At 64.6% G+C, this 19,337-nt stretch carries 17 protein-coding genes and 1 tRNA gene; 4 read left to right on the forward strand and 14 right to left on the reverse strand.

Annotated elements, in window-relative coordinates; translation table 11 throughout:
- Nucleotides 1–120: 120 nt before the first annotated feature.
- Together KI242_RS07485 and KI242_RS07490 are read right to left on the reverse strand one after the other, a co-directional pair.
- Nucleotides 121–1,308 (reverse strand): DUF1501 domain-containing protein, encoded by a 1,188-nt coding sequence (locus KI242_RS07485; protein WP_072443248.1) that lies wholly within the window; start codon nt 1,306–1,308, stop codon nt 121–123.
- 27 nt (nt 1,309–1,335) lie between these two features.
- A complete protein-coding gene (locus KI242_RS07490) occupies nt 1,336–2,874 on the reverse strand; it encodes a DUF1800 domain-containing protein (RefSeq protein WP_212806025.1) in 1,539 nt (512 codons plus the stop codon).
- A gap of 375 nt (nt 2,875–3,249) precedes the next feature.
- Between KI242_RS07490 and KI242_RS07495 the strand changes: the two genes are divergently transcribed.
- Nucleotides 3,250–5,025, forward strand: coding sequence for a sensor domain-containing phosphodiesterase (locus KI242_RS07495; RefSeq protein WP_053149541.1), 1,776 nt, complete (start codon nt 3,250–3,252; stop codon nt 5,023–5,025).
- Between the two features lie 79 nt (nt 5,026–5,104).
- Here the strand turns inward: KI242_RS07495 and KI242_RS07500 are convergent, their stop codons facing one another.
- Nucleotides 5,105–5,833, reverse strand: a complete 729-nt coding sequence (locus KI242_RS07500; RefSeq protein WP_041752001.1) for a class I SAM-dependent methyltransferase — start codon at nt 5,831–5,833, stop codon at nt 5,105–5,107.
- A 272-nt stretch (nt 5,834–6,105) separates the two neighbouring features.
- Between KI242_RS07500 and KI242_RS07505 the strand changes: the two genes are divergently transcribed.
- Entirely contained in the window at nt 6,106–6,534 is a 429-nt protein-coding gene (locus KI242_RS07505; RefSeq protein ID WP_015634504.1) for an SMI1/KNR4 family protein, read from the forward strand.
- A gap of 106 nt (nt 6,535–6,640) precedes the next feature.
- Here KI242_RS07505 and KI242_RS07510 read toward each other — a convergent pair.
- From KI242_RS07510 to KI242_RS07530, 5 genes are all read right to left on the reverse strand, one after another.
- A tRNA-Gly gene (locus tag KI242_RS07510) sits at nt 6,641–6,714 on the reverse strand.
- Between the two features lie 155 nt (nt 6,715–6,869).
- Nucleotides 6,870–7,754: an alpha/beta hydrolase gene (locus KI242_RS07515; protein WP_015634505.1), complete on the reverse strand. Its 885-nt coding sequence runs from the start codon at nt 7,752–7,754 to the stop codon at nt 6,870–6,872.
- Nucleotides 7,755–8,079: 325 nt separating this feature from the next.
- Nucleotides 8,080–8,772: a pseudouridine synthase gene (locus tag KI242_RS07520; protein ID WP_011059770.1), complete on the reverse strand. Its 693-nt coding sequence runs from the start codon at nt 8,770–8,772 to the stop codon at nt 8,080–8,082.
- A 29-nt stretch (nt 8,773–8,801) separates the two neighbouring features.
- A complete protein-coding gene (locus KI242_RS07525) occupies nt 8,802–9,020 on the reverse strand; it encodes a cysteine-rich CWC family protein (protein WP_011059771.1) in 219 nt (72 codons plus the stop codon).
- Complete coding sequence (locus KI242_RS07530) at nt 9,013–10,500, reverse strand: sensor domain-containing diguanylate cyclase (RefSeq protein WP_212806026.1); 1,488 nt, start codon at nt 10,498–10,500, stop codon at nt 9,013–9,015. The genes KI242_RS07525 and KI242_RS07530 overlap by 8 nt, the downstream gene beginning before the upstream one ends.
- 823 nt (nt 10,501–11,323) lie before the next feature.
- Here KI242_RS07530 and KI242_RS07535 point away from each other — a divergent pair.
- Nucleotides 11,324–11,704 (forward strand): hypothetical protein, encoded by a 381-nt coding sequence (locus tag KI242_RS07535; RefSeq protein WP_169892609.1) that lies wholly within the window; start codon nt 11,324–11,326, stop codon nt 11,702–11,704.
- Nucleotides 11,705–11,819: 115 nt separating this feature from the next.
- On the opposite strand, the gene KI242_RS07540 is transcribed toward KI242_RS07535, so the two are convergent.
- A complete protein-coding gene (locus KI242_RS07540; protein ID WP_212806027.1) occupies nt 11,820–12,932 on the reverse strand; it encodes an enoyl-CoA hydratase/isomerase family protein in 1,113 nt (370 codons plus the stop codon).
- Between the two features lie 132 nt (nt 12,933–13,064).
- On the opposite strand from KI242_RS07540, the gene ung reads away from it, so the two are divergent.
- Entirely contained in the window at nt 13,065–13,757 is a 693-nt protein-coding gene (gene ung, locus KI242_RS07545; RefSeq protein WP_041120579.1) for a uracil-DNA glycosylase, read from the forward strand.
- 154 nt (nt 13,758–13,911) lie between these two features.
- On the opposite strand, the gene KI242_RS07550 is transcribed toward ung, so the two are convergent.
- The 5 genes from KI242_RS07550 to KI242_RS07570 all read right to left on the reverse strand — a co-directional run bounded on the left by KI242_RS07550 (nt 13,912) and on the right by KI242_RS07570 (nt 19,327).
- Nucleotides 13,912–14,943, reverse strand: coding sequence for an AbrB family transcriptional regulator (locus tag KI242_RS07550; protein WP_011059776.1), 1,032 nt, complete (start codon nt 14,941–14,943; stop codon nt 13,912–13,914).
- The gene (locus tag KI242_RS07555) at nt 14,936–16,450 is read right to left on the reverse strand and encodes a tripartite tricarboxylate transporter permease (RefSeq protein ID WP_011059777.1); all 1,515 of its coding nucleotides are present in this window, start codon (nt 16,448–16,450) and stop codon (nt 14,936–14,938) included. Before KI242_RS07555 ends, KI242_RS07550 begins: the two co-directional genes overlap by 8 nt.
- A 1-nt stretch (nt 16,451) precedes the next feature.
- Nucleotides 16,452–16,910 (reverse strand): tripartite tricarboxylate transporter TctB family protein, encoded by a 459-nt coding sequence (locus KI242_RS07560; RefSeq protein ID WP_011059778.1) that lies wholly within the window; start codon nt 16,908–16,910, stop codon nt 16,452–16,454.
- 58 nt (nt 16,911–16,968) lie between these two features.
- The gene (locus KI242_RS07565) at nt 16,969–17,955 is read right to left on the reverse strand and encodes a tripartite tricarboxylate transporter substrate binding protein (RefSeq protein ID WP_011059779.1); all 987 of its coding nucleotides are present in this window, start codon (nt 17,953–17,955) and stop codon (nt 16,969–16,971) included.
- Between the two features lie 79 nt (nt 17,956–18,034).
- Complete coding sequence (locus tag KI242_RS07570; protein WP_015634513.1) at nt 18,035–19,327, reverse strand: OprD family porin; 1,293 nt, start codon at nt 19,325–19,327, stop codon at nt 18,035–18,037.
- Nucleotides 19,328–19,337: the final 10 nt, after the last annotated feature.

Genomic DNA, 19,337 nt, shown 5'->3' on the forward strand with positions numbered 1-19,337 from the left:
GGTTCCTAAACTCCGCTTCCTCGCCTGTTTTTGCCTTGCCTGATCTTTGCTCGGCGAGTTTTCGTACAGACCCTGGGATCGCTCTTTTTTTGCCTGCACCCGGGCGTTTCAGCAATGGCATCAGACCAGGCCCAGGGTCGCGGGCCGGGAACCGGGGAACACCGCCTGCACCTGAGCGCTGGAAAGCCCCCAGGTAGCGCCCAGTAGGCCGCCGAGCAGATCCCGGTAGTTGTTGAGCACCGGGTAGTCGCGGTTCTGCAGCAGGCTTTGCGCGTTCACCGTCACTTGCTCGCCGGCCAGGCGCCCGCCGCGAATGCTGCCGCCCAACACCCAGTACACCGTGCCATGGCCGTGGTCGGTGCCCCGGGCGCCGTTCTCGCGAAAGGTCCGGCCGAATTCGGAGACCACGACCACCAGGCTGTCCTTCCAGTGCTCGCCCATGGCCTCGGCATAGGCCGCCAGCCCTTGCCCGAGGTTGGCCAGGTTGCTGGCCAACTGGCCCTGTGTGCTGCCCTGGTTGACGTGGGTATCCCAGCCGCCGACATCGACGAAGCCCAGGCGATACTGCTCGCGCATCAGGCCGGCCATGCGCCGGGTCTGGGCGGCGAAGCTCTGTGCATTGGCCGCCCCGCGATTGGCTGCGAGCATCTCTTGCTGCAGCTCCCGGGAGACCTTCTGGCGCAGGGCCAGTCCATCGCTGGCCGCGGCGGCATAGGGCGTGTGCTGGTACATGGAGGCCAGAATCGCTGCCTGGCGCTCATCGAAGGGCGTCTTGCCGGCGCTGCGCAAGGACAGGTTGGGAATCTCCTGGCCGCCCTGGAAGCTCAGGGGCAGGGCGTCGGTAAAGGCGATAGGCGCGCTGTCGGGCACCTGCCGCGCCAGGCGTGCGAGGAACCCCGAGTCGTAGCGCCGGTGCTGCTGGCTCGGCTGGCCGGCCTCGATAGTGTCCTGGGTCTGGAAGTGGCTGCGGGACAGGTCGTCGGTGCCGGCAAAGGGCACGAAGGCGAGTTCCTGGCGCTGCCACAGCGGGTACAGCGAATCGCGCAGCACCGGGTTCAGGCCCCAGTGGCTGTCCAGGGCGATGGCGCTCTGCGGGTTATGCCCATCGGGCCGGGCTATAGCCAGGGTCGGGCGCGACTCGTAGTAGAAGTCGCTGCTGTAGGGCACCAGCAGGTTGTTGCAGTCATAGCCGCCGCGCAGGAACACCAGCAGGGTGCGCGGCGCCGAGGCCGGTGCGGCGAATAGCCGGGCACAAAACGTCAGGCTGGGCAGGGCGGCGGCTGCGATCAACAATTGGCGACGATTCATGACGGCTCCTGGTCAGGTGGGGCGCTCTCAGCGATTGTTGAAATCCGGCGAGGACAGCAGGAAGGTGTTCCATTCCTGGGGGGAAACGGCCTGCTCCAGGGCGTTGCGGGTGGTGCTGGAGAGGTAGGGGGCGATCGCCTGGTAATACATCGGCGTGGTGATCATGGGAAACCCCGGCCCCGGGACCTGGCTACCCTCGGCGGTGAACAGCCGGTTGTTACCCGAGCCCATGGCCCGGGCGATTTCAAAGCGCTTGGCCATCTGCCCGGAACTCGACCAGCCACTGGCTACCAGCGGCCAGCCGTCGGGAGTGATGCGCCCGAACAGCGGCTGGCCCATCTGATTCAGCCAGTTGAGCAGTGGTCGCGGGTTGGCCAGGGGCTTGCCGTCATAGGTCAGGCGCAGCGCCGAGACCACGAACTGTTGCGGGTCCTTGAATTTCCTGCCGGCCGCATGCAGCAGCTCCGGCGATTGCATCAGGGTGGCCATGACCTGGGCGATGTCGCCATCGCTGTCACTGAAGCTCTTGGCCATGCGCGCCACCAGCGCCGGCGGCGGCTCGTCCGCGACGAAGTACTGGGCCAGCTTGCGCGAGATGAACCGCGCGCAGGCCGGTTGCCGGGTGATGAGGTCCACGGCCTGGGTGATCTCGTCATACCCGCTGCCCTTGATGGTATGGCCCAGCAGGTGCTTGTCGCTGAAGTCGTGACGTGTGGGGTTGAACTGGAACAGGCCCTGTTGCACCACCAGGGGCTGCAGGTTGCGGGGAAAGTGCTGCTCGCGACCGTCCAGGGGCGCCAGCCCGGCTCCGGTGAGGATCAGCGCCAGCTGTTGCACGTCTTCCTGGCTGTAGCCGGCGTCGACGCCCAGGCTGTGCAGTTCCATCAGTTCACGGGCGTAGTTCTCGTTGACCTTGCCCCTGGCGTTGCTGCTGTTGTCCAGGTATTCGAGCATGGCCGGGCTTTGCAGGGTGGCCAGCAGCAGGTCCTTGAACTTGCCCAGGGCGTGGGGGCGGAGGGTGTTTTCAAGGTAGTCGGCGGTCAGCAGCCGCACCCTGCCCTTGCCCTGGAACACGCTGAAATGGTTGAGCCAGAACAGCACCAGTTGTTCCTTGAGCTGGTTGGGGCCGTAGACAGCTTGCAACAGCACACTGGACTGGGTCTGTTCAGCCAGTTGGGCGGCGTACTGGCGCAGGTCTTTTTGCGCCTGGTTGCGCGCTTCGCCCTCGGGCATTGCCTTGATCTGTTCCTGGCGCTGCCGGAACTCCTCCAGCAGGGAGCGGGGCGAATCGTTCAGGGCCGGATAACTGCGCAGCAGGGTGTCGATGGCCGGTGGCAACGGATCGTGCAGGCGATCGTCCAGTTGCGCCCTCAGCAGCTCATTGCGCCCCAGGGTGCGCAGGCGCTGGAGTTGCGCCGCGTCCAGGTCGAAGCCGTCACGCCGCAGCCATGCGATGTCGGCGGCACTGGGCGCTTGAGGTTGTGCGGCGTGGGCCAGGATTGGCAGCAGCACAGCCAGGGCAGTCGACAGGTACAGGCAGCGGGGCAACGGGGAAAGCCTTGGCATGGGCGGTTGGTCCGAAGTGAGAGGTCGCGGCCGATGGGGATTTTCGCCGTCCGTCGCCAGGTTCAGGGCAGGGCGTGAAGCCTGTCCCGGCTCCCTGGGCAGCACAGCGGTATAGCGTCGCAGGCTACCAGAGGGTTGTTCCGGCTTTCAGTCGGCAATGCTCTAGGACAAGTGTTTCAACGCAGGGTTGGGGGGCTTGCCGTCGACCGTTCGTCCGACGGATGGAATTGGCAAGCACTAGTCACTGCGTCATGCTGTCGATGGATGTCGTAGTGCCACTACTTCAAGGCCCGACCCGGTTTCCGGGTGTCGTTCCATCCCTGCGTTGGTGAGATAGATTGGTGATGAGTGTGTTGATCCTGCCCGAGGCGCAATATGCCCGATAAGGCGCTGGCCGAGGAGCAGCGCCTGGCTGCCCTGTATGCCCTGGAACTGCTGGATACGGCCCGGTGCGAGCGTTTTGACCGCATCTGCCGGCTGGCCGCAGAGTACTTCAAGGTGCCCACGGCCCTGATCACCCTGGTGGACCGTGATCGGCAGTGGTTCAAGTCGCGGGTGGGCTTTGCGCCCGAGCAGACCCCCATCGAGCAATCGTTCTGCGCCTATACCATCAAGTCCGGTGATGTATTCGAGGTGGAAAACGCCCGCCAGGATGTGCGTTTCCACGCCAACCCACTGGTGACCCAAGACCCGGGCATCGGTTTTTATGCCGGCGCGCCGCTGATTACCTCCACCGGGCATGCGATCGGCAGCCTGTGCGTCATCGATCGCCAGCCCCAGCGCCTGAACGCTGCCGAGCGTCAGCAACTGCGCGACCTGGCATCCCTGGTGATGGAGCAGGTGGAGCAGCGTCAGCGCCTGACCCGGCGCGACCCGGTGAGCAGGCTGCCCAACCGTGAGCAATTTCAGAGCGACCTGTACGACCTGGCGGATGAGAACCCGGGAGAACGGCGCGTGCTGGTGCTGGTGGACGCGGTGGACATGACCGTGGCCCACGAGCTGACCCTGGCCATGGGCCTGGCACCGTTCGAGACCATCGTGCGTTTCCTGGCCCAGCAACTGCTCGCCTACCTGGGGCGCCATGTGCGGGTGTATCACGTATCGGTCAAGCGCTTCGGCTTCCTGCTGCCGGCGGCTCCCGGGATCGAGCGCTTCCTGGAAGGCCTGGTGCGGCGCCTGCGGCGTCAGCCGCCAGGGCTGGAACTGCCGATGATTCCCGGGGTGTGCGCGGGCACGGTGGAGTTCTCCACGGACCGCGACGCCGTGCCCGACGTGTTGCGCAAGGCCATGTTCGCCCTGGAACTGGCGACCCTCAACCGCAGCACCTGGGCGCCTTACGACGTGGTGCGGGACCAGGCCTACCGGCGAGCCTTCAACCTGGCCTCGGATATCAGCGAAGCCCTGGACAGTGGGCAGATCTACCTGATGTTCCAGCCGCGTTTCGCCCTGCCCGACGGCGCCCAGGTCAGCGCCGAGGCGCTGATCCGCTGGGATCACCCCTGGCTGGGGCCGATTTCACCGGCGGAGTTCATTCCGGTGATGGAGCGCAATGCGTTGATCCACCGGGTAACCCACTGGGTGATCAATGCGGTGCTCGGCAAGCTGCAGGCCTGGAGCGACGGTGAAGTGCAGCGCCTGTCGATCAACCTCTCGCCCCAGGATTTCGAGGACCAGGACATCGCTGATGTGCTCAAGGCGGCCTGTCGCCGCCACGGCATCGAACCCCATCGCCTGGAAGTGGAAATCACCGAGGGTGCCTGGTTGCGTTCCAACCCGCGGGTGCTGGACCAGTTGAGCAAGATCCGCGCCCTGGGCATGGATGTGGCCATCGACGATTTCGGTACCGGCTACAGTAACTTCGCCTATCTGCATCAGATTCCGGCCAATGTGGTGAAGCTCGACAAATCCATGGTCACCGACCTTGAGAGCAGTGCCCAGCACCAGAAGATCACCCGCTCGGTCATCGCCCTGGCCCGGGAACTGGGCTACCGCACCGTGGCCGAGGGCATTGAAAGCTTCAAGTGCCTGCAGATGCTGCGCACCTTCGGCTGCGATGAGGCCCAGGGTTATTTCCTGGCCCGGCCCATGGTCCAGGAAAAATTCCTGGCCCGCAGCGCGGCCCAGCGCTTTCCACTACAGCAAGGCTACTGACTGCGGCTTCTGTAGCCGCTGTCGCAGGCTGCGAGCGGCCCGAAGGGGCGTTAAAAAACCTTGAGGGCGCCGCACCTCCTCACCGCTGCGCTGCCACCAGCAACAGCATCGGCCGCACCCGCTCCTCTGCCAGCGCCGGAAGGTCCTCGATCTGCTGCGCCGTGGGGCCCCACTCCTGCACATGGCGCAGGTTGAAGCCGGTATCGATCAGCGTGTTGAGCAGCGTGCCCAGGGTACGGTGCTGCTTGATCACCCCTTCGGCCAGCCAGTGGGTCACCCGCTCGCCTTCCTGCTGGTAGCTGTCCACCGGCCAGGACTGGCGGCCCTGCGCGTCCACCTGCCAGCCCGGGTTGCGCGGTGCCATGAAGATCGGGTGCTCGATGGAGAACACCAGGCGCGCCCCCGGTACCAGGGCCGCATAGACCTGGGCGAACAGGCCGGGCAAATCCTTTATGTAGTGCAGGGCCAGTGAGCTATAGGCCAGGTCGAAGCTGCAGGCGGGCAGGCGCAGTTGCTCCAGGTCCTCTTGCTGATACTGCACATTGGGTGCCGAGGTGGTGGCGCGGGCGGTGGCCAGCATCTTCTGCGAAACGTCCAGGCCGACTACTTGGCGGGCACCGTGCTCGCTGGCCCAGCGGCTGAACCAGCCATAGCCGCAGCCCAGGTCCAGCACCCGCAGGCCGTTCATCGGTGGCAGCAGGGCTTGCAGGGCCGGCCATTCCGGCGCGGCGTCGAGGCCGCCGAGGGAGCGGCCCATCTGGCTGTAGGCCTGGAAAAAAATCGGGTCGTCGTAGATGTTCTGAGTCATGTCGGGAGGCTCTATCAGGTTCGTGTGCAGCCCTGGTGGGCAGGGAATGTCATGCAGTTGAAACAGCTGAGGGGCTTCTCCCTCGCAGGGCGCGACGCAGGTATCGTCGATGGCCGGGCAGGCGGTGCAGCAAAACAGGTCGGATATCTTAGCCAGTTTTGCGGGCCGGGCCATCGCCGGATGCTTTGCACGCCAGGATCTTCATCGGCACAATCGCCGGCCGGGAACACCGAGTGTCCCCGGCCCCGAATTCGTACCCCAAGAGAGGCATCATGGGCAAAGCGAGAGTGACAGGCACGACGATCGAGGCGATCCGCGCGGCAGAGATGGCATTGGGGCGTACATTGCCCTGCTCGTTCGCGCGCTGGTTGCTGGAGCACAACGGCAAGGCACTGGGGGCGCTGGAGGTGTTTCCGGTCTTCGATGCCCGGGATCCGCGCAAGACCTGGGAGTCGATAGTCCGCCATTTCGAAGGCGGCTGGCGGGCCTGGCAGGACAACGTCTGCGCTGACCCGGCGGGTTTCTCCAACCTGCTGCCGTTCGCCCAGTTCGGCACGGGCGACTACTACTGCTTCGATTACGCCGTACTGGGGGAGGCCGGTGAGCCGGTGGTGGTGCTCTGGTCCCATGAGACTGGCGCCACGTCCGTGGTTGCCGATGGCTATGCAGCTTTTCTGGCCAGCACCGATCGGCCCGGGTAGGCACAAGGCTTGGGCTTGAATGGTCAGGTCTGGAGGGAGAGATCGTTGCGGTTCAACGACTGGGAAACTGCTTGGAGCTTCTGCGTGGGCACGCAGATTGGGGAAGTGGAGCGGGTGAAGGGAATCGAACCCTCGTTATCAGCTTGGGAAGCTGGAGTAATGCCATTATACGACACCCGCTCGAACGGCTGACTTTGTACCAGATGTGGCCGTGGATTTGAAGTTTTTCTTTAGCTGACTTGCGCTTGCGCGCCGCTGACCTTCATCGCAAGCCCGCCCCATACCGTGAAAACCGGGGTTGTCACGGTGTGCAGGCGGCCTGCGAGGAGGGCTTTTCAGAGGGCTCGTACATGCTGCTCCTGGACATGCGGGGCACGCGAACGGTTGTCGTACTGGCCCGGTTTGAGGAACCCCATCAGGGCCTGGCGGGTGTCGCGGCAGGCGGCCTTGTGCTCCATGTCGAGAAAGTGCCCGGTGGCCTGGATGGTACTGAAGCTCGACTGCTGCACATGGTTGGCGAACAGCCGGGCATCGTTGGCCGAGGTGTATTCGTCCCATTCGCCGTTGATGAACAGCACCGGGACCTGGATGTTGCGTGCGGCCCTGAGGTAGCACTGGCGATCACCATGGAGCACATGGCTGATGTGGAAGTGCATCTGCCCGTACTCATGTTCCGCCAGGCTGCTGACGTGGCGATAATTGAAACGCTTGAACAGCGACGGCAGGTGCTTGCCGATGGTGTTGTTGACCAGGTCGCCGACGCGATGGCCATCGCGGCTGCCGAGGTAGTCGACACCGCGTTCCAGGTAGTCGCGCATCGGCTCGTTGATCACCGGCGAGAACGAGCTGATCACCGCCTTCTCGATGCGTCGCGGGCGCTGGGAGAGCGCTTGCAGGGCGGCGGCGCCGCCCCAGGAAAACGACAGCACATGTTCGGCGGCGAAGTGCTCGATCAACTCCAGCAGGATCTGCCCCTCTACTTCCTTGGTGAGCATCCGTTCGTGCCTGTTGTGGGCCTTGGAGCGACCCGCGTAGGGCTGGTCGTAGAGCACCACATTGAACTGCGGGTGGAGGTTCTTCACGGTCTGGGCAAAGGACGCAGTGGTGGCCAGTGAGCCGTTGACCAGAATGATGGTCTTGTCTGCGGCATCTGCGCGATAGAACTCCGTGTAAACCCGATACTGACCCTGTATATCCAGCACAGCGATTTCTGGCCTCATGTCATAAGACTCCTGGCAAGCGGGTATGCGCGCAACGTGAGTGTGCACGGGCAATGTGACAGGTAGGCATACGCCTGGAATCGGAGCCCATGTCGATCCGGTAAGGCAGGTCGACGGGTGTTGTTATAGGCGGGCGATTTGCCGGGGGGAAGGCAGAGCAGGCAGGGCTCAGGCCGGCAAAGGGTTTCTTAGATGTGTGATTGTGACTCATCGGTCACAATTCGGCCGACGGACAGATTCAAGCAGGGCAACCGGGAACCTGCAAGGTCATTGGGCAAATTGTTCGACAGCTTCTGCCCGGCGGTCGTGTGGCGCGGCGCAACGCTCAGATCAGGCGTATTTCGGCGTCGCTCAGAGCACGGTATTCACCGGGGGCCAGGCGTTCGTCCAGCAGCAGCGGGCCCATGCGTTCGCGGTGCAGGCGCAGCACCTTGTTGTTGAAGTGGCCGAACATGCGCTTGACCTGGTGATAGCGCCCTTCGACGATGCTCAGCCGGGCGCTGCGGGGGCCGAGGATCTGCAGTTGAGCGGGCAGGGTGGTCAGGTCCTCGAAGGCGAAGTACAGGCCATGGGCGAAAGTCTCGACGTACTCGGGGCCGATCTCCTGCTCGGTTTCCACGTAATAGAGCTTGGGCAGTTTGGTCTGGGGCTGGGTCAGGCGCCGCGACCAGTTGCCATCGTTGGTGATCAGCATCAGCCCGGTGGTGTTGTAGTCCAGGCGCCCGGCGATATGCAGATCCTGCGGGTCCGGCTCATGGATCAGTTCGAGCACGGTCTTGTGCTCGGGGTCGCGGGTGGCGCTGACGCAGCCCATGGGCTTGTGCAGCATGAAGTAGCGCGCCGGCTTGCCGGCCTGCAGCACTTCGTCGTCCAGCTCCACCCGGCTGAACTCGCGGACCTCGGCCTTGGGGTCGCTGACCGGCTGCCCATCGATGCGAATGCGTCGTTGCACCAGCAGCACGCGCACTTGCTGGCGGTTGAAACGGGGCAGGTTGCTGAGAAAACGGTCAATGCGCATGGTGATCGGTGGCTATCGGCTGGAGGGGCTCAGGGACGGGGCAGGGTGGCGGCGCGCAGCTGCGCGTCGACCCCGGCACAGCGCGGGCACAGGCAGGCCTGGTTGCGCAGCTCCGGCGCCAGGGCTTCGATGATCGCCGGGTCGATGTCCACGCTGTAGCACCAGCAGGCCTGGCCGGCGCGGCGCGGGTCAGCCAGGGTGCAGTCGTTGCGGGCACCGCAGGCGGGGCAGAGTTCAGGTTCATTCATGGCTGGAGTGAGGCATTTCCACGCAGGTTCGATTGCGTCCGGTGTGCTTGGCACGGTACATCGCGTGGTCGGCACGGGACAGCAGGCTGTGCAGGGTGTCCTGGGCTTGCAGGCTGGTCAAGCCGATGCTGACGGTCAGTTGCAGCGGTTGCCCTTCATAGTGATAGCGCTGCTGTTCGGTGAGCAGGCGGATCTTCTCGGCGATGCCCAGGGCCACGCTGCTGTCGGTGTCCTTGAGCAGGACGATGAATTCTTCGCCGCCCCAGCGGCAGACGATGTCGGACTGGCGCAGGCAGCCCTGCAGGTCCCGGGCGAAGCCACTGAGCACCTGGTCCCCGGCCAGGTGGCCGTAGGTGTCGTTGAGGCGCTTGAAGTGGTCCAGGTCCAGCAGCACGGCGCACAGCGGCGTCAGGTCGCGCCAGGCCTCTTGCAGGGCCTGGGCCGCCAGCAGGTCGAACCCGCGGCGGTTGGGCAGACGGGTAAGGCTATCGAGGGTGGCCTGGGCTTCGATCTTGCGCTGATAGCGGCGCACCACGGCGCTGAGCAGGACCAGCACGATGGCGGTGATCACCAGGCAGATCAGCAGGTTCAGGTACAGCGACTGGCGGATGCTGTTGAGGGCGCCGTCTTCGCGTTTGTCGACGAACAGGTACCAGTTCAGCTCGGGAATGAAGCGCACATTGAGAAAGTGCCCCTGGCCCTGGGAATTGTATTCATAGCTGCCGCTGTGGGGCTTGGGCAATTGGCTCAGCAGCTCCTTGAGGCTGCCCAGTTCATGCAGCGACTGGCCGCTGCGGGCGCCCTGGGGGCCACCGTCGGCACCGGTGAGGACGATGCGGCCGAAGGCGTCGACGAAGTACACGCTGCGCTGGTAACGCTGCTGGTACTTGTCGATCAGCTTGATCACCGCATCCACGGTCAGGCCGACCCCGGCGGCGCCGATGAAGCGGTCCTGGTAGTCGTAGACCTTGTAGTTGATGAAGAAGGTCAGCTTGTCCTGGTTGGCCAGGTCCGGGTCGACGTTGATCTCGTAGGGCGTGCTCATGTCGCGTACGCGAAAGTACCAGGCGTCCCGGAGCTCATCGGCCTTGACCTTCTTCAGCACGCCCTTGGCCTGGTAGTAGGTGAGGCTGGTGTTGGAGACGAAGAACGCGGTGTAGGCGTCGTAATGGGTCATGACCTCGTTGAGGTAGCGGGTCATCTGGCTCGGGTCGCGCTCGCCGGCCACCACCCAGTCGCGCATGAAGGTATCGCGGGCCATCATCGAGGAGATCAGCACCGGCCGCACCAGGTCCTTCTGGATTTCCGAGTACACGGTATCGGAGGTCAGGGGCAGTTCGGTATTGACGATGCTGTCGCGGATCGAATCCCGCGAGGCGTAGTAGCTGAGCAGCGAGGTGGCGAGAAAACCGCTGCCCAGCAGGGCGATCAGGACCAGAACCAGCGAGCGCTGGGAATACAGGGGAGAGCGGCGCGGCATGGTGATTCCGTGATAGTGGCCCGATGACGCATTCTAGTGGCACGGCGCGCAAATAACTCGTTCATCACGCGCCTGAATTGTCTCGACTTCGATACGTTTGCCAGGCGCTGGAAGGCCAGCGGGGGGCTCGTCGCAGTTGGGGCCTGCAGGGCCGCCAAGCGGGCCCTGCCACTGGTCGGTGAAGTCATCGGGGCGCTGCTACGCGGCGCACCGCAAAGGCGTTTTGCGGTCCTATGCAATGCCAGTCATGCCGTTTCGATTGGCGTCGTCCAGCGTCGCTGGTACGGCTTGCACGCGGTCCGGGAGGCCGCCATGTTCCGTCGAATCTTGCTCGGTGTTGTGCTTGGTTTGAGTCTGTCCGCCTGTGTGCCCTATTACGTCGAGCCGGGGTACTACCGCACTGACGTGTATGCAGTTCCAGGCCCCTATTACTACGGTGGCTACCCCTACTATGGAGGCGGCTACAGGCCTCACTACTATTACCGGCCCTACTATCACGGGGGCTACGGGCCGCACTACTACGGCGGCTACCGACGCTGGCACCACTAGCCGGCACCAAGGCCCGTACAACAGGCCACCGCCTCGGATGACAAGAGGCCAAGGGCCGAGAGTCGTTGCCCACAGCGCTGCCTTTGTCTGAGGCAGCGCTTTTTCGTGGGCGTGGAAAACCGCGGGAAAGGACGTCAGCAGCACTTGTTTCAAAGTGTTGCGCAAATCGCACCACAAGCGCTTTTCGCGGTCAGATATTGCGTCAGTCAGCCTGTTGCTGATTGCCGCCTGCCAGCGTCGCTGGCGAGGCTTCTTCGCGGTCCAGGAGGCCGCCATGTATCGTCGACTTCTACTGATTGCCTTACTGGGTTCGAGCCTTGCTGCGTGTGCCCCTTATTACGGTGGAGGCTCCGGCTACTACAGCTCGGAGGTCTACAGCGCTCCCGCGCCGGCCTATTACTACGGTGGCGGGTCTTCCTACTATTCCACGGGGCGCAGTTACTACCCACCGCGCTACTACCAGCCCGCGCCGCGCTATTACCAATCGGCCCCGCGTTACTACCAGCCACCGCGCGCGGTATACCGGCCTTATCCGAACCAGGGTTGGGGTGGGCATGGCCGGCCGAACAACTGGAGCAACCAGGACTGGGGCGGCCACGGCGGGCGTGACAATGGCGGGCGCGGCGACCATGGCCACGGTGGCCGCGGTCATTGAGCCGGTACTGAGCTGAACCCCGTAGCCGCTGCCGCAGGCTGCGACCAGGTCCGCAGGACCTTCGGCGAATCCGCTGTCGCCGGGTCCCTTCGGGCAGTGCGCAGCCTGTGACGATCTAGTAATCCGTCAGGTCCGCCAGGGGATGGCGACCTTCCCAGGCCTTGTGGAAATGCGCCTCCACCACGGCCTCGGGCACGCTGTTGATATCCGCCCAGTGCCAGTGCGGCTGATGATCCTTGTCGATCAGCCGCGCGCGCACGCCTTCGGCAAATTCCGGATGCCGGCAGCAGTTCAGGCTCAGGGTGTACTCCATCTGGAACACCTCGGCCAGGGACAGGTAGCGGGCGCGGCGGATCTGTTCCCACACAAGGTGTGCAGTCAGCGGGCAGCCTTCGACAAGGGTCTTGGCCGCACGGCTGTAGAGGGCATCGCTGTGGTTGTGCAATTGGCTGATCGCCCGCCAGGCACAGCCCACGTCACTGACATCCAGCCAGCTGTCGATCTGTTGCCGGCGCGGCAGCCATTGAGCGTCGGGCATCTGCTCCAGGGCTTCCTGTTGCAGGGCCTTGAGCAGGCTGTTGAGCTGCCTTGGGGTCTGTTCCTGCCAGTTCAGTTGCAGCAGGCCCTCGATCAGCGCTTCCTGTTGCTCATCGAGCAGGAAACGGTCGGCAAGGTTCAGGTCCAGAGCGTCGCGGCCGTTCATATGGGCGCCGGTAAGGCCCAGGAACAGCCCGAGCTTGCCGGGCATGCGCGACAGGAACCAACTGGCGCCCACGTCCGGGTACAGGCCAATGCTGATTTCCGGCATCGCCAGGCGGCTGCTGGGGGTGACGATACGAATGCCAGCACCTTGCAGCAGCCCCATGCCGCCACCGAGGACATAACCGTGGCCCCAGCAGATCAGTGGTTTGGGGTAGGTGTGCAAGCGATAGTCGAGGCGGTATTCCGCGGCGAAGAAGTGCCCGGCCAGCGGCGGCACTTCGCCGGGATGGGCCAGGCAGGCCTGGGCCAGGCTGCGCACTTCGCCGCCGGCGCAGAAAGCCTTGGCGCCGTTGCCCCGCAACAGCACGCACACTACCTGCGGGTGCTTGGCCCAGGTGTCGAGGTGTTCGCTCAACTGCTGGATCATGGGCAGGGACAGGGCGTTCAGGGATTTTTCCGCGTCCAGGGTGGCAATGGCGATGCGTGCACCATCGGTGCCGGTGAGTTCTTCGACGTGCAGGTTCATCGTGACCTCGATGGGAAATTTAAGCGGTCAGTATGATCGCTGTAAGGGAAAGTGCCGGTTCTGTGTCAGATCAATTGACAAGCGAAGTGGGCTTTCCTAGGGTGCGGCCATTGTTTTTTCACGGGCATGGCCATGACTGCTGACGATCGTATCAAACTCGAACCGAGCTGGAAGGAGGCCCTGCGTGCCGAATTCGACCAGCCCTACATGAGCGAACTGCGGGAGTTCCTGCGCCAGGAACATGCCGCCGGCAAGGAAATCTACCCGCCGGGACCGATGATCTTCAACGCCTTGAACTCCACGCCGCTGGACAAGGTCAAGGTGGTGATCCTCGGCCAGGACCCCTACCACGGGCCGGGTCAGGCCCATGGGTTGTGCTTCTCGGTGCAGCCCGGGGTGCCCGCGCCACCGTCGCTGGTGAATATCTATAAAGAGCTCAAGCGCGACCTGAACATCGACATCCCCAACCATGGCTACCTGCAGAGCTGGGCCGACCAGGGTGTGCTGATGCTCAACACCACCATGACCGTGGAGCGGGCGAACGCCGCTTCCCATGCGGGCAAGGGCTGGCAGTTCTTCACCGACCGGATCATCGAAGTGGTCAGCGAGCATCAGCCGCACCTGGTGTTCCTGCTGTGGGGCGCCCATGCCCAGAGCAAGCAGAAGCTGATCGACGCCACCAAGCACCTGGTGCTGACCTCGGTGCACCCTTCGCCCTTGTCGGCCTATCGCGGCTTTCTTGGTTGCGGGCACTTCAGCCGCACCAACAAATACCTCGAGCAGAACGGCGAGACGCCGATCGAGTGGCGCCTGCCGCCGTTGTAACCAGTGCTCGATGGGGAGGCTGCTTGGCGGCCACCCCGCTCGCGACTTGAACCAAGGCATATCTGTAGCCGCTGCCGCAGGCTGCGAACGGCCCGTGGGGACGCGGCGGTGGTTCGGCCACCGAAGGTCCTGCGGACCTTGTCGCAGCCTGCGGCTACAGGGGGCCTTTGTTCCAGTGGCGGAACAGGGGCTCGGCGAGAAACAGCACGAACAGCAACCTCATGACCTGCATCGCCGTTACCAATGGCACCGACAGTTGCAGGACCTCGGCCGTCAGGCTCATTTCCGCAATGCCGCCGGGCATCATGCCCAGGGTCAGCGAGCGCAGGTCCAGGCGGGTCAGGGCGCTCAGGCCCAGGGCTGCGAGGCCGGCGATCAGCATGGTCAGGGCGGTGCCGATCAGGGTGCGGCCCATGAACGAAGGGGCCCGGCGAAAGAACTGGCGGTTGAAGTGGCAGCCCAGGCCGCTGCCAATCAGCCACTGGCCCATCTGGCTGGCGCCGTCGGGCAGGCCGATGTGCAGGTCCCAGGCGATGCTCAGTGTCGCGCTGAGCAGCAGGGGGCCGAACAGCCAGGGGTTGGGCTGGCGCAGGCGCTGCCAGAGCCAGGCCAGCAGGGCACCGGCCGGAAACAGCAGGGCCAGCCAGCGCCAGTCCACCGTAGCGGCATGCAGGGCGGGCGTGCCTTCCCCCAGCAGGTACTTGAACGCCGCCGGCACACAGAGCACCACCGTCAGTACCCGCAGGCTCTGCCCGGCCGCTACCCGGCTGAGCACCGCGCCGTTGCGCGCGCCGAGGTTGACCATCTCCCCGGAGCCGCCGGGCATGCTGGAGAAGAACGCGGTGGCCCGGTCCTCGCCGGTGCGCCGCAAGAGCCAGACCCCGACCACGCTGGACAGGCTGGTGACCAGGGCACCGAAGAAGATCAGGCCGAAATGGCTCAGCACCTGCTCCATCACCTGCGGAGTGAAGTGCAGGCCGATGCCGATGCCTACCACCCATTGCCCGCATTTGCGCCCGCCGGGGATTTCCGCCAGTTGCCAGGGCGTCAGGCAGCGCACCAGGATGATCGCCAGCAACGAGCCGACCATCCACGGCAGCGGCCAGCCGATCTGGCTGGCGAGGTAGCCGCCAACCAGGCCCACCAGGGGCGTGCCCCACCACTGTTTCCAAGTGGATTCAGACATCGGCCACGGCACGTTGCTGGGCCGCGCGCTTGCGCCAGATACGCAGCAGCGGCATCAGCAGCATGATCACGGTCAGCACCCAGACCCCGACGGTGATCGGGCTCGACCAGAGGATCTCCATGGCGCCGTTGGAAATCGACAGCGCCCGGCGCAGGTTCTGCTCCATCAGGCCACCGAGGATGAAGCCCAGCAGCACTGGCGACAGCGGGAAGTCCAGCTTGCGCAGGATGTAGCCGAAGATGCCGATGCCCACCATCAGGAACAGGTCGAAGGTGGTGGCGTGTACCGCATAGACGCCGATCCCGGTAATGATGGCGATCACCGGCACCAGGGCCCAGTTCGGCACCGCAAGGATGCGGGTGAAGATGCGGATCATCGGAATGTTGAGGATCACCAGCATGATGTTGGCGATGAACAGCGAGGCGATCAGGCCCCAGACGATATCCGGCTGTTGCTGGAACAGCAGCGGGCCGGGGGTGATGTTGTACAGCGACAGGGCGCCGATCATCACCGCGGTGGTGCCGGAACCGGGCACGCCGAGGGTCAGCATTGGTACCAGGGCGCCACAGGCCGAGGCGCCGATGGCGGTTTCCGGGGCTGCCAGGCCGCGCTTGTCGCCCTGGCCAAAGGTGCCGCTGGCACCGGCGATGCGTTTCTCGGTCATGTAGGCCACGGCGCTGGCCAGGGTCGCGCCGGCTCCGGGCAGCACGCCCATGATGAAGCCCAGCAGGCCGCAGCGGATGTTCACCACGAACACCGAGGCCGCTTCCTTGAAGTTGAACATCATGCGCCCGGTGGCCTTCACCGCTTCCTGGCCGCGATGGGTCTTTTCCAGCAGCAGGAGAATCTCGCTGATGGAGAACAGGCCCAGCACCAGCACCACGAACTGGATGCCGTCGGTGAGGTGGATGTTGTCCCCGGTGAAGCGGTACACGCCGCTGTTGGCGTCGATGCCCACGGCCGACAGGAACAGCCCGATCAGCGCGGCAATGAAGGTCTTCAACGGTCGGTCGCCGGCCATGCCGCCCAGGCAGACGATGGCGAACACCATCAGCACGAAGTACTCCGCCGGGCCGAAGGCGATCGCCCACTTGGCCAGCAGCGGGGCGAACAGCACCATGCCGCAGGTGGCGATGAAGGCACCGATGAACGAGCTCCAGGCCGACAACGACAGGGCTACGCCCGCCAGGCCCTTGCGTGCCATGGGGTAACCGTCGAGGGTGGTCATCACGGTGGAGGCTTCGCCGGGAATGTTCAGCAGGATCGAGCTGATCCGGCCGCCGTATTCGCAGCCCAGGTACACCGCCGCCAAGAGGATCAGCGCCGATTCCGGCGGCAGGCCCAGGGCGAAGGCGATGGGGATCAGCAGCGCCACGCCGTTGATCGGGCCAAGGCCCGGCAGCAGCCCGACCACGGTGCCGATCAGGGTGCCGGACAGGGCGGTGACCAGGTTGTAGGGGGTCAGTGCAACGCCGAAGCCCTGGCCCAGATAGCTGAGGGTATCCATATCAATTCTCCAGAACGTCGAGCAGGCCGAGGGGCAGGGGGACGTCCATGACTCGGTCGAACAACCAGTAGAGGCCGACACTGAGCAGGCAGATGATCACCAGGCTGGGCAGCCAGCGGCCGCCGTACAGGCGGGCCATGGGCACGCCGATGAGAATGCTGGCGACGATGAAGCCCAAGGGCTCGAAGGCCCCGGCGAAGACCAGCAGCAAGGCCACGCAGAGGGCGATCTTGGTCAGGGTCTGCCGGTCCAGGGGCGGTTCTTCTTCGCTGTGCTTGATCGGTGCCGGGCGAAACAGCATGTACAGCAGGGCCAGGCCCATCAGCCCGAGCATCAGCAGGGGGAAGGCCCGCGGGCCCACCGGTTCGTAGGAAAAGGCCGCCTGGTAGGGCCAGGCCATCAGTGCCAGGCCGGCACAGGCCAGCAGCAACACCGCGGCGAAGAGACGTTGAACGAGCATGGCTAACTCCCGGGCCCGGCCCCCGATGCGCGAGGGCCGGGCCGTCAGAAAGGGACGGTCACTGGATCAGGCCGAACTCTTTGGCCAGGGTCTTGTAGTCGGCTACCTGCTTCTTCACGTAGGTATCCAGTTCGGGGCCGGTCATGGCGAAGGGGAACAGCTCGCGCTGGTCGCGCAGCTTGGCGAACTCTTCGGAGGCCAGCAGCTTGTCGAAGGCCTCTTTCCACCAGGCGTACTCCGCATCGCTGACCTTAGGCCCGAGGTAGAAGCCGCGTACCACCGGCCAGACGATGTCGTAGCCCTGCTCCTTGGCGGTGGGGATGTCTTTCATTTCAGGCTCGTCCAGGCGCTGCTCGGAGAACACCGCCAGCAGGCGCATGTCGCCGGCCAGGATATGCGGCATGGAGTCGGAGATGTCGGTACTGCCAACCTGGATATGCCCGCCCAGCAGGGCAGTGGCGATCTCGCCGCCGCCTTCCAGGGCGACATAGCGCAGGTCCCGCGGGTTGATCCCGGCGGCCTTGGCGATCAGCGCGGTCTGCATCCAGTCCTGGCTGCCGACGGTGCCACCGGAGCCGATCACCACTTTGCTCGGGTCTTTCTTCAGGGCCTGGACCAGATCGTCGAGGTTCTTGTAGGGCGAATCGCTTTTCACCGCGATGGCGCCGTAGCTGGTGCCCACCGCCGCCAGCCAGCGCACCGCGCTTTCATCGAAGCGGCCGAACTTGCCCTGGGCCAGGTTCAGCAGCGAACCACTGGACCAGGCCACCAGGGTCCCGGCATCGGCCGGACGCTGGGCCACCACCGCGTTGTAGGCCACGGCCCCGACACCGCCGGGCATGTAGGTCACGCGCATCGGCTTGGACAGGAGTTTCTCGTTGACCAGGGCGCTTTGCGCCAGCTTGCAGGTCAGGTCGAAACCGCCGCCAGGGGAGGCCGGGGCGATGCATTCCGGGCGCTTGGGCTCGGCGGAGGCTGCCAGCAACTGGCCGGCGAACAACATGCAGCCGGCGGCGAGGGCGAGTTTGCGCAGTGAAAGGTCCATGAGCGTCTCCACAGGAGTTGTTGTAGGTATGTCCGGGTCATCCCCGACCCGTTTTTCGTAGGAGCGTGATAGGGGGGGCTTACCACAGCGCTACGCTGTAGCTCACCAGCAGGCGTACTTCATCCGCATCGCGTGCCGAATAGTTGGAACGGTAGGTGGCGTTGCGCAGGCGCACGGCGACGTCCTTGAAGGTGCCGCTTTGCACTACGTATTTGACCTCGGTGTTACGTTCCCACTCTTTGCCGGTGTCGCCGTTCTTCAGGGCAATGTTGTCGCCGCTGAGGTAGCGGGTCATGAAGCTCAGGCCGGGCACTCCCAGCTTGGCGAAGTCGAAGTCGTAACGGGCTTGCCAGGAGCGCTCCTCGGCCCCGGCGAAGTCGTTGATCTGCACGAAGTTCACCAGGTATGGGTCGCTGCCATCGACGTAGGGGAAAGCGCTGTCGCCGGACATGTGCTGGTAGCCGGCGCTGAGTTTATGCCCGTTGAGGGCGTAGCTCACCAGGCCGTTGAGGGATTTGTTGTCGATCTTGCCGCCGCGGGCCTGGCCCTGGTCGTCGCTGATGGCCAGGCGCAGGTCGGTGCCGAAGGTGCCCGGGCCCATGGGCTGGGAGGCTACCAGGCCGAGAAAGTGCTGGTTGTAGACATCGTCCAGTTGGGCGAAGTGGTAGCTGCCGGTGATCTTGTCGGTGAACTTGTAGTCCAGGCCGCCGAAATTGAAGTGCTTGCCGGCCACGGTGCCGGCGAAGCGGCTGTTCTTGTTGTTGAGGCGGATATCCTCGTAGTTGCTGTCATCGCGGTCCTTGGCCTTGTCCAGGCGACCACCGGTGAAGGTCAGGTTCTTGATCTCCCTGGAGGTCAGCAAGCCGCCCTCGAAGGTCTGCGGCAGGATGCGCCCGTCGTTGGGCTTGAGGATCGGCAGTTCCGGAATCAGGCTGCCGATTTTCAGTTCGGTGGCGGAAATCTTCACCTTGCCGGTCAGGCCGAGCTTGGAGTACTCGTTGGCCGCGCGCCCGTCATCGTGGGTCGGCAGCAGGCCGGTGCCGGTGCGGTCGGGGCTGGAGTCGAGCTTGACCCCGAGCATGCCCAGGGCGTCCAGGCCGAAGCCCACGGTACCTTCGGTGTAGCCCGACTGCAGGTTGAGCATGAACCCCTGGGCCCATTCGTCGCGCTTGGACTGCTGGGCGCTGGTGCCGTCGCGAAAGTCGCGGTTGAAGTACATGTTGCGGGTTTCGAAGGTGGCGCTGCTGTCTTCGATAAAGGCGGCCTGGCTCAAGGGCGCGAAACCGGCAAGGGTGGCGGCGCTGGCAAGAGCAGTCGGGGTCAGACGGGAAAAACGCGCGGGCTGGACAGCCTGAGGGTGCGTGGATGGCATCCTGGAGTAC

This window comes from Pseudomonas sp. Eqa60 (assembly GCF_018326405.1).
Classification (GTDB): Bacteria; Pseudomonadota; Gammaproteobacteria; order Pseudomonadales; family Pseudomonadaceae; genus Aquipseudomonas; species Aquipseudomonas protegens.

Coding starts and splice junctions, on each gene's coding strand:
- KI242_RS07485 (WP_072443248.1), bottom strand. CDS start 1,308: ATGAATCGTCGCCAATTGTTGATCGCAGCCGCCGCCCTGCCCAGCCTG.
- KI242_RS07490 (WP_212806025.1), bottom strand. CDS start 2,874: ATGCCAAGGCTTTCCCCGTTGCCCCGCTGCCTGTACCTGTCGACTGCC.
- KI242_RS07495 (WP_053149541.1), top strand. CDS start 3,250: ATGCCCGATAAGGCGCTGGCCGAGGAGCAGCGCCTGGCTGCCCTGTAT.
- KI242_RS07500 (WP_041752001.1), bottom strand. CDS start 5,833: ATGACTCAGAACATCTACGACGACCCGATTTTTTTCCAGGCCTACAGC.
- KI242_RS07505 (WP_015634504.1), top strand. CDS start 6,106: ATGGGCAAAGCGAGAGTGACAGGCACGACGATCGAGGCGATCCGCGCG.
- KI242_RS07515 (WP_015634505.1), bottom strand. CDS start 7,754: ATGAGGCCAGAAATCGCTGTGCTGGATATACAGGGTCAGTATCGGGTT.
- KI242_RS07520 (WP_011059770.1), bottom strand. CDS start 8,772: ATGCGCATTGACCGTTTTCTCAGCAACCTGCCCCGTTTCAACCGCCAG.
- KI242_RS07525 (WP_011059771.1), bottom strand. CDS start 9,020: ATGAATGAACCTGAACTCTGCCCCGCCTGCGGTGCCCGCAACGACTGC.
- KI242_RS07530 (WP_212806026.1), bottom strand. CDS start 10,500: ATGCCGCGCCGCTCTCCCCTGTATTCCCAGCGCTCGCTGGTTCTGGTC.
- KI242_RS07535 (WP_169892609.1), top strand. CDS start 11,324: ATGTATCGTCGACTTCTACTGATTGCCTTACTGGGTTCGAGCCTTGCT.
- KI242_RS07540 (WP_212806027.1), bottom strand. CDS start 12,932: ATGAACCTGCACGTCGAAGAACTCACCGGCACCGATGGTGCACGCATC.
- ung (WP_041120579.1), top strand. CDS start 13,065: ATGACTGCTGACGATCGTATCAAACTCGAACCGAGCTGGAAGGAGGCC.
- KI242_RS07550 (WP_011059776.1), bottom strand. CDS start 14,943: ATGTCTGAATCCACTTGGAAACAGTGGTGGGGCACGCCCCTGGTGGGC.
- KI242_RS07555 (WP_011059777.1), bottom strand. CDS start 16,450: ATGGATACCCTCAGCTATCTGGGCCAGGGCTTCGGCGTTGCACTGACC.
- KI242_RS07560 (WP_011059778.1), bottom strand. CDS start 16,910: ATGCTCGTTCAACGTCTCTTCGCCGCGGTGTTGCTGCTGGCCTGTGCC.
- KI242_RS07565 (WP_011059779.1), bottom strand. CDS start 17,955: ATGGACCTTTCACTGCGCAAACTCGCCCTCGCCGCCGGCTGCATGTTG.
- KI242_RS07570 (WP_015634513.1), bottom strand. CDS start 19,327: ATGCCATCCACGCACCCTCAGGCTGTCCAGCCCGCGCGTTTTTCCCGT.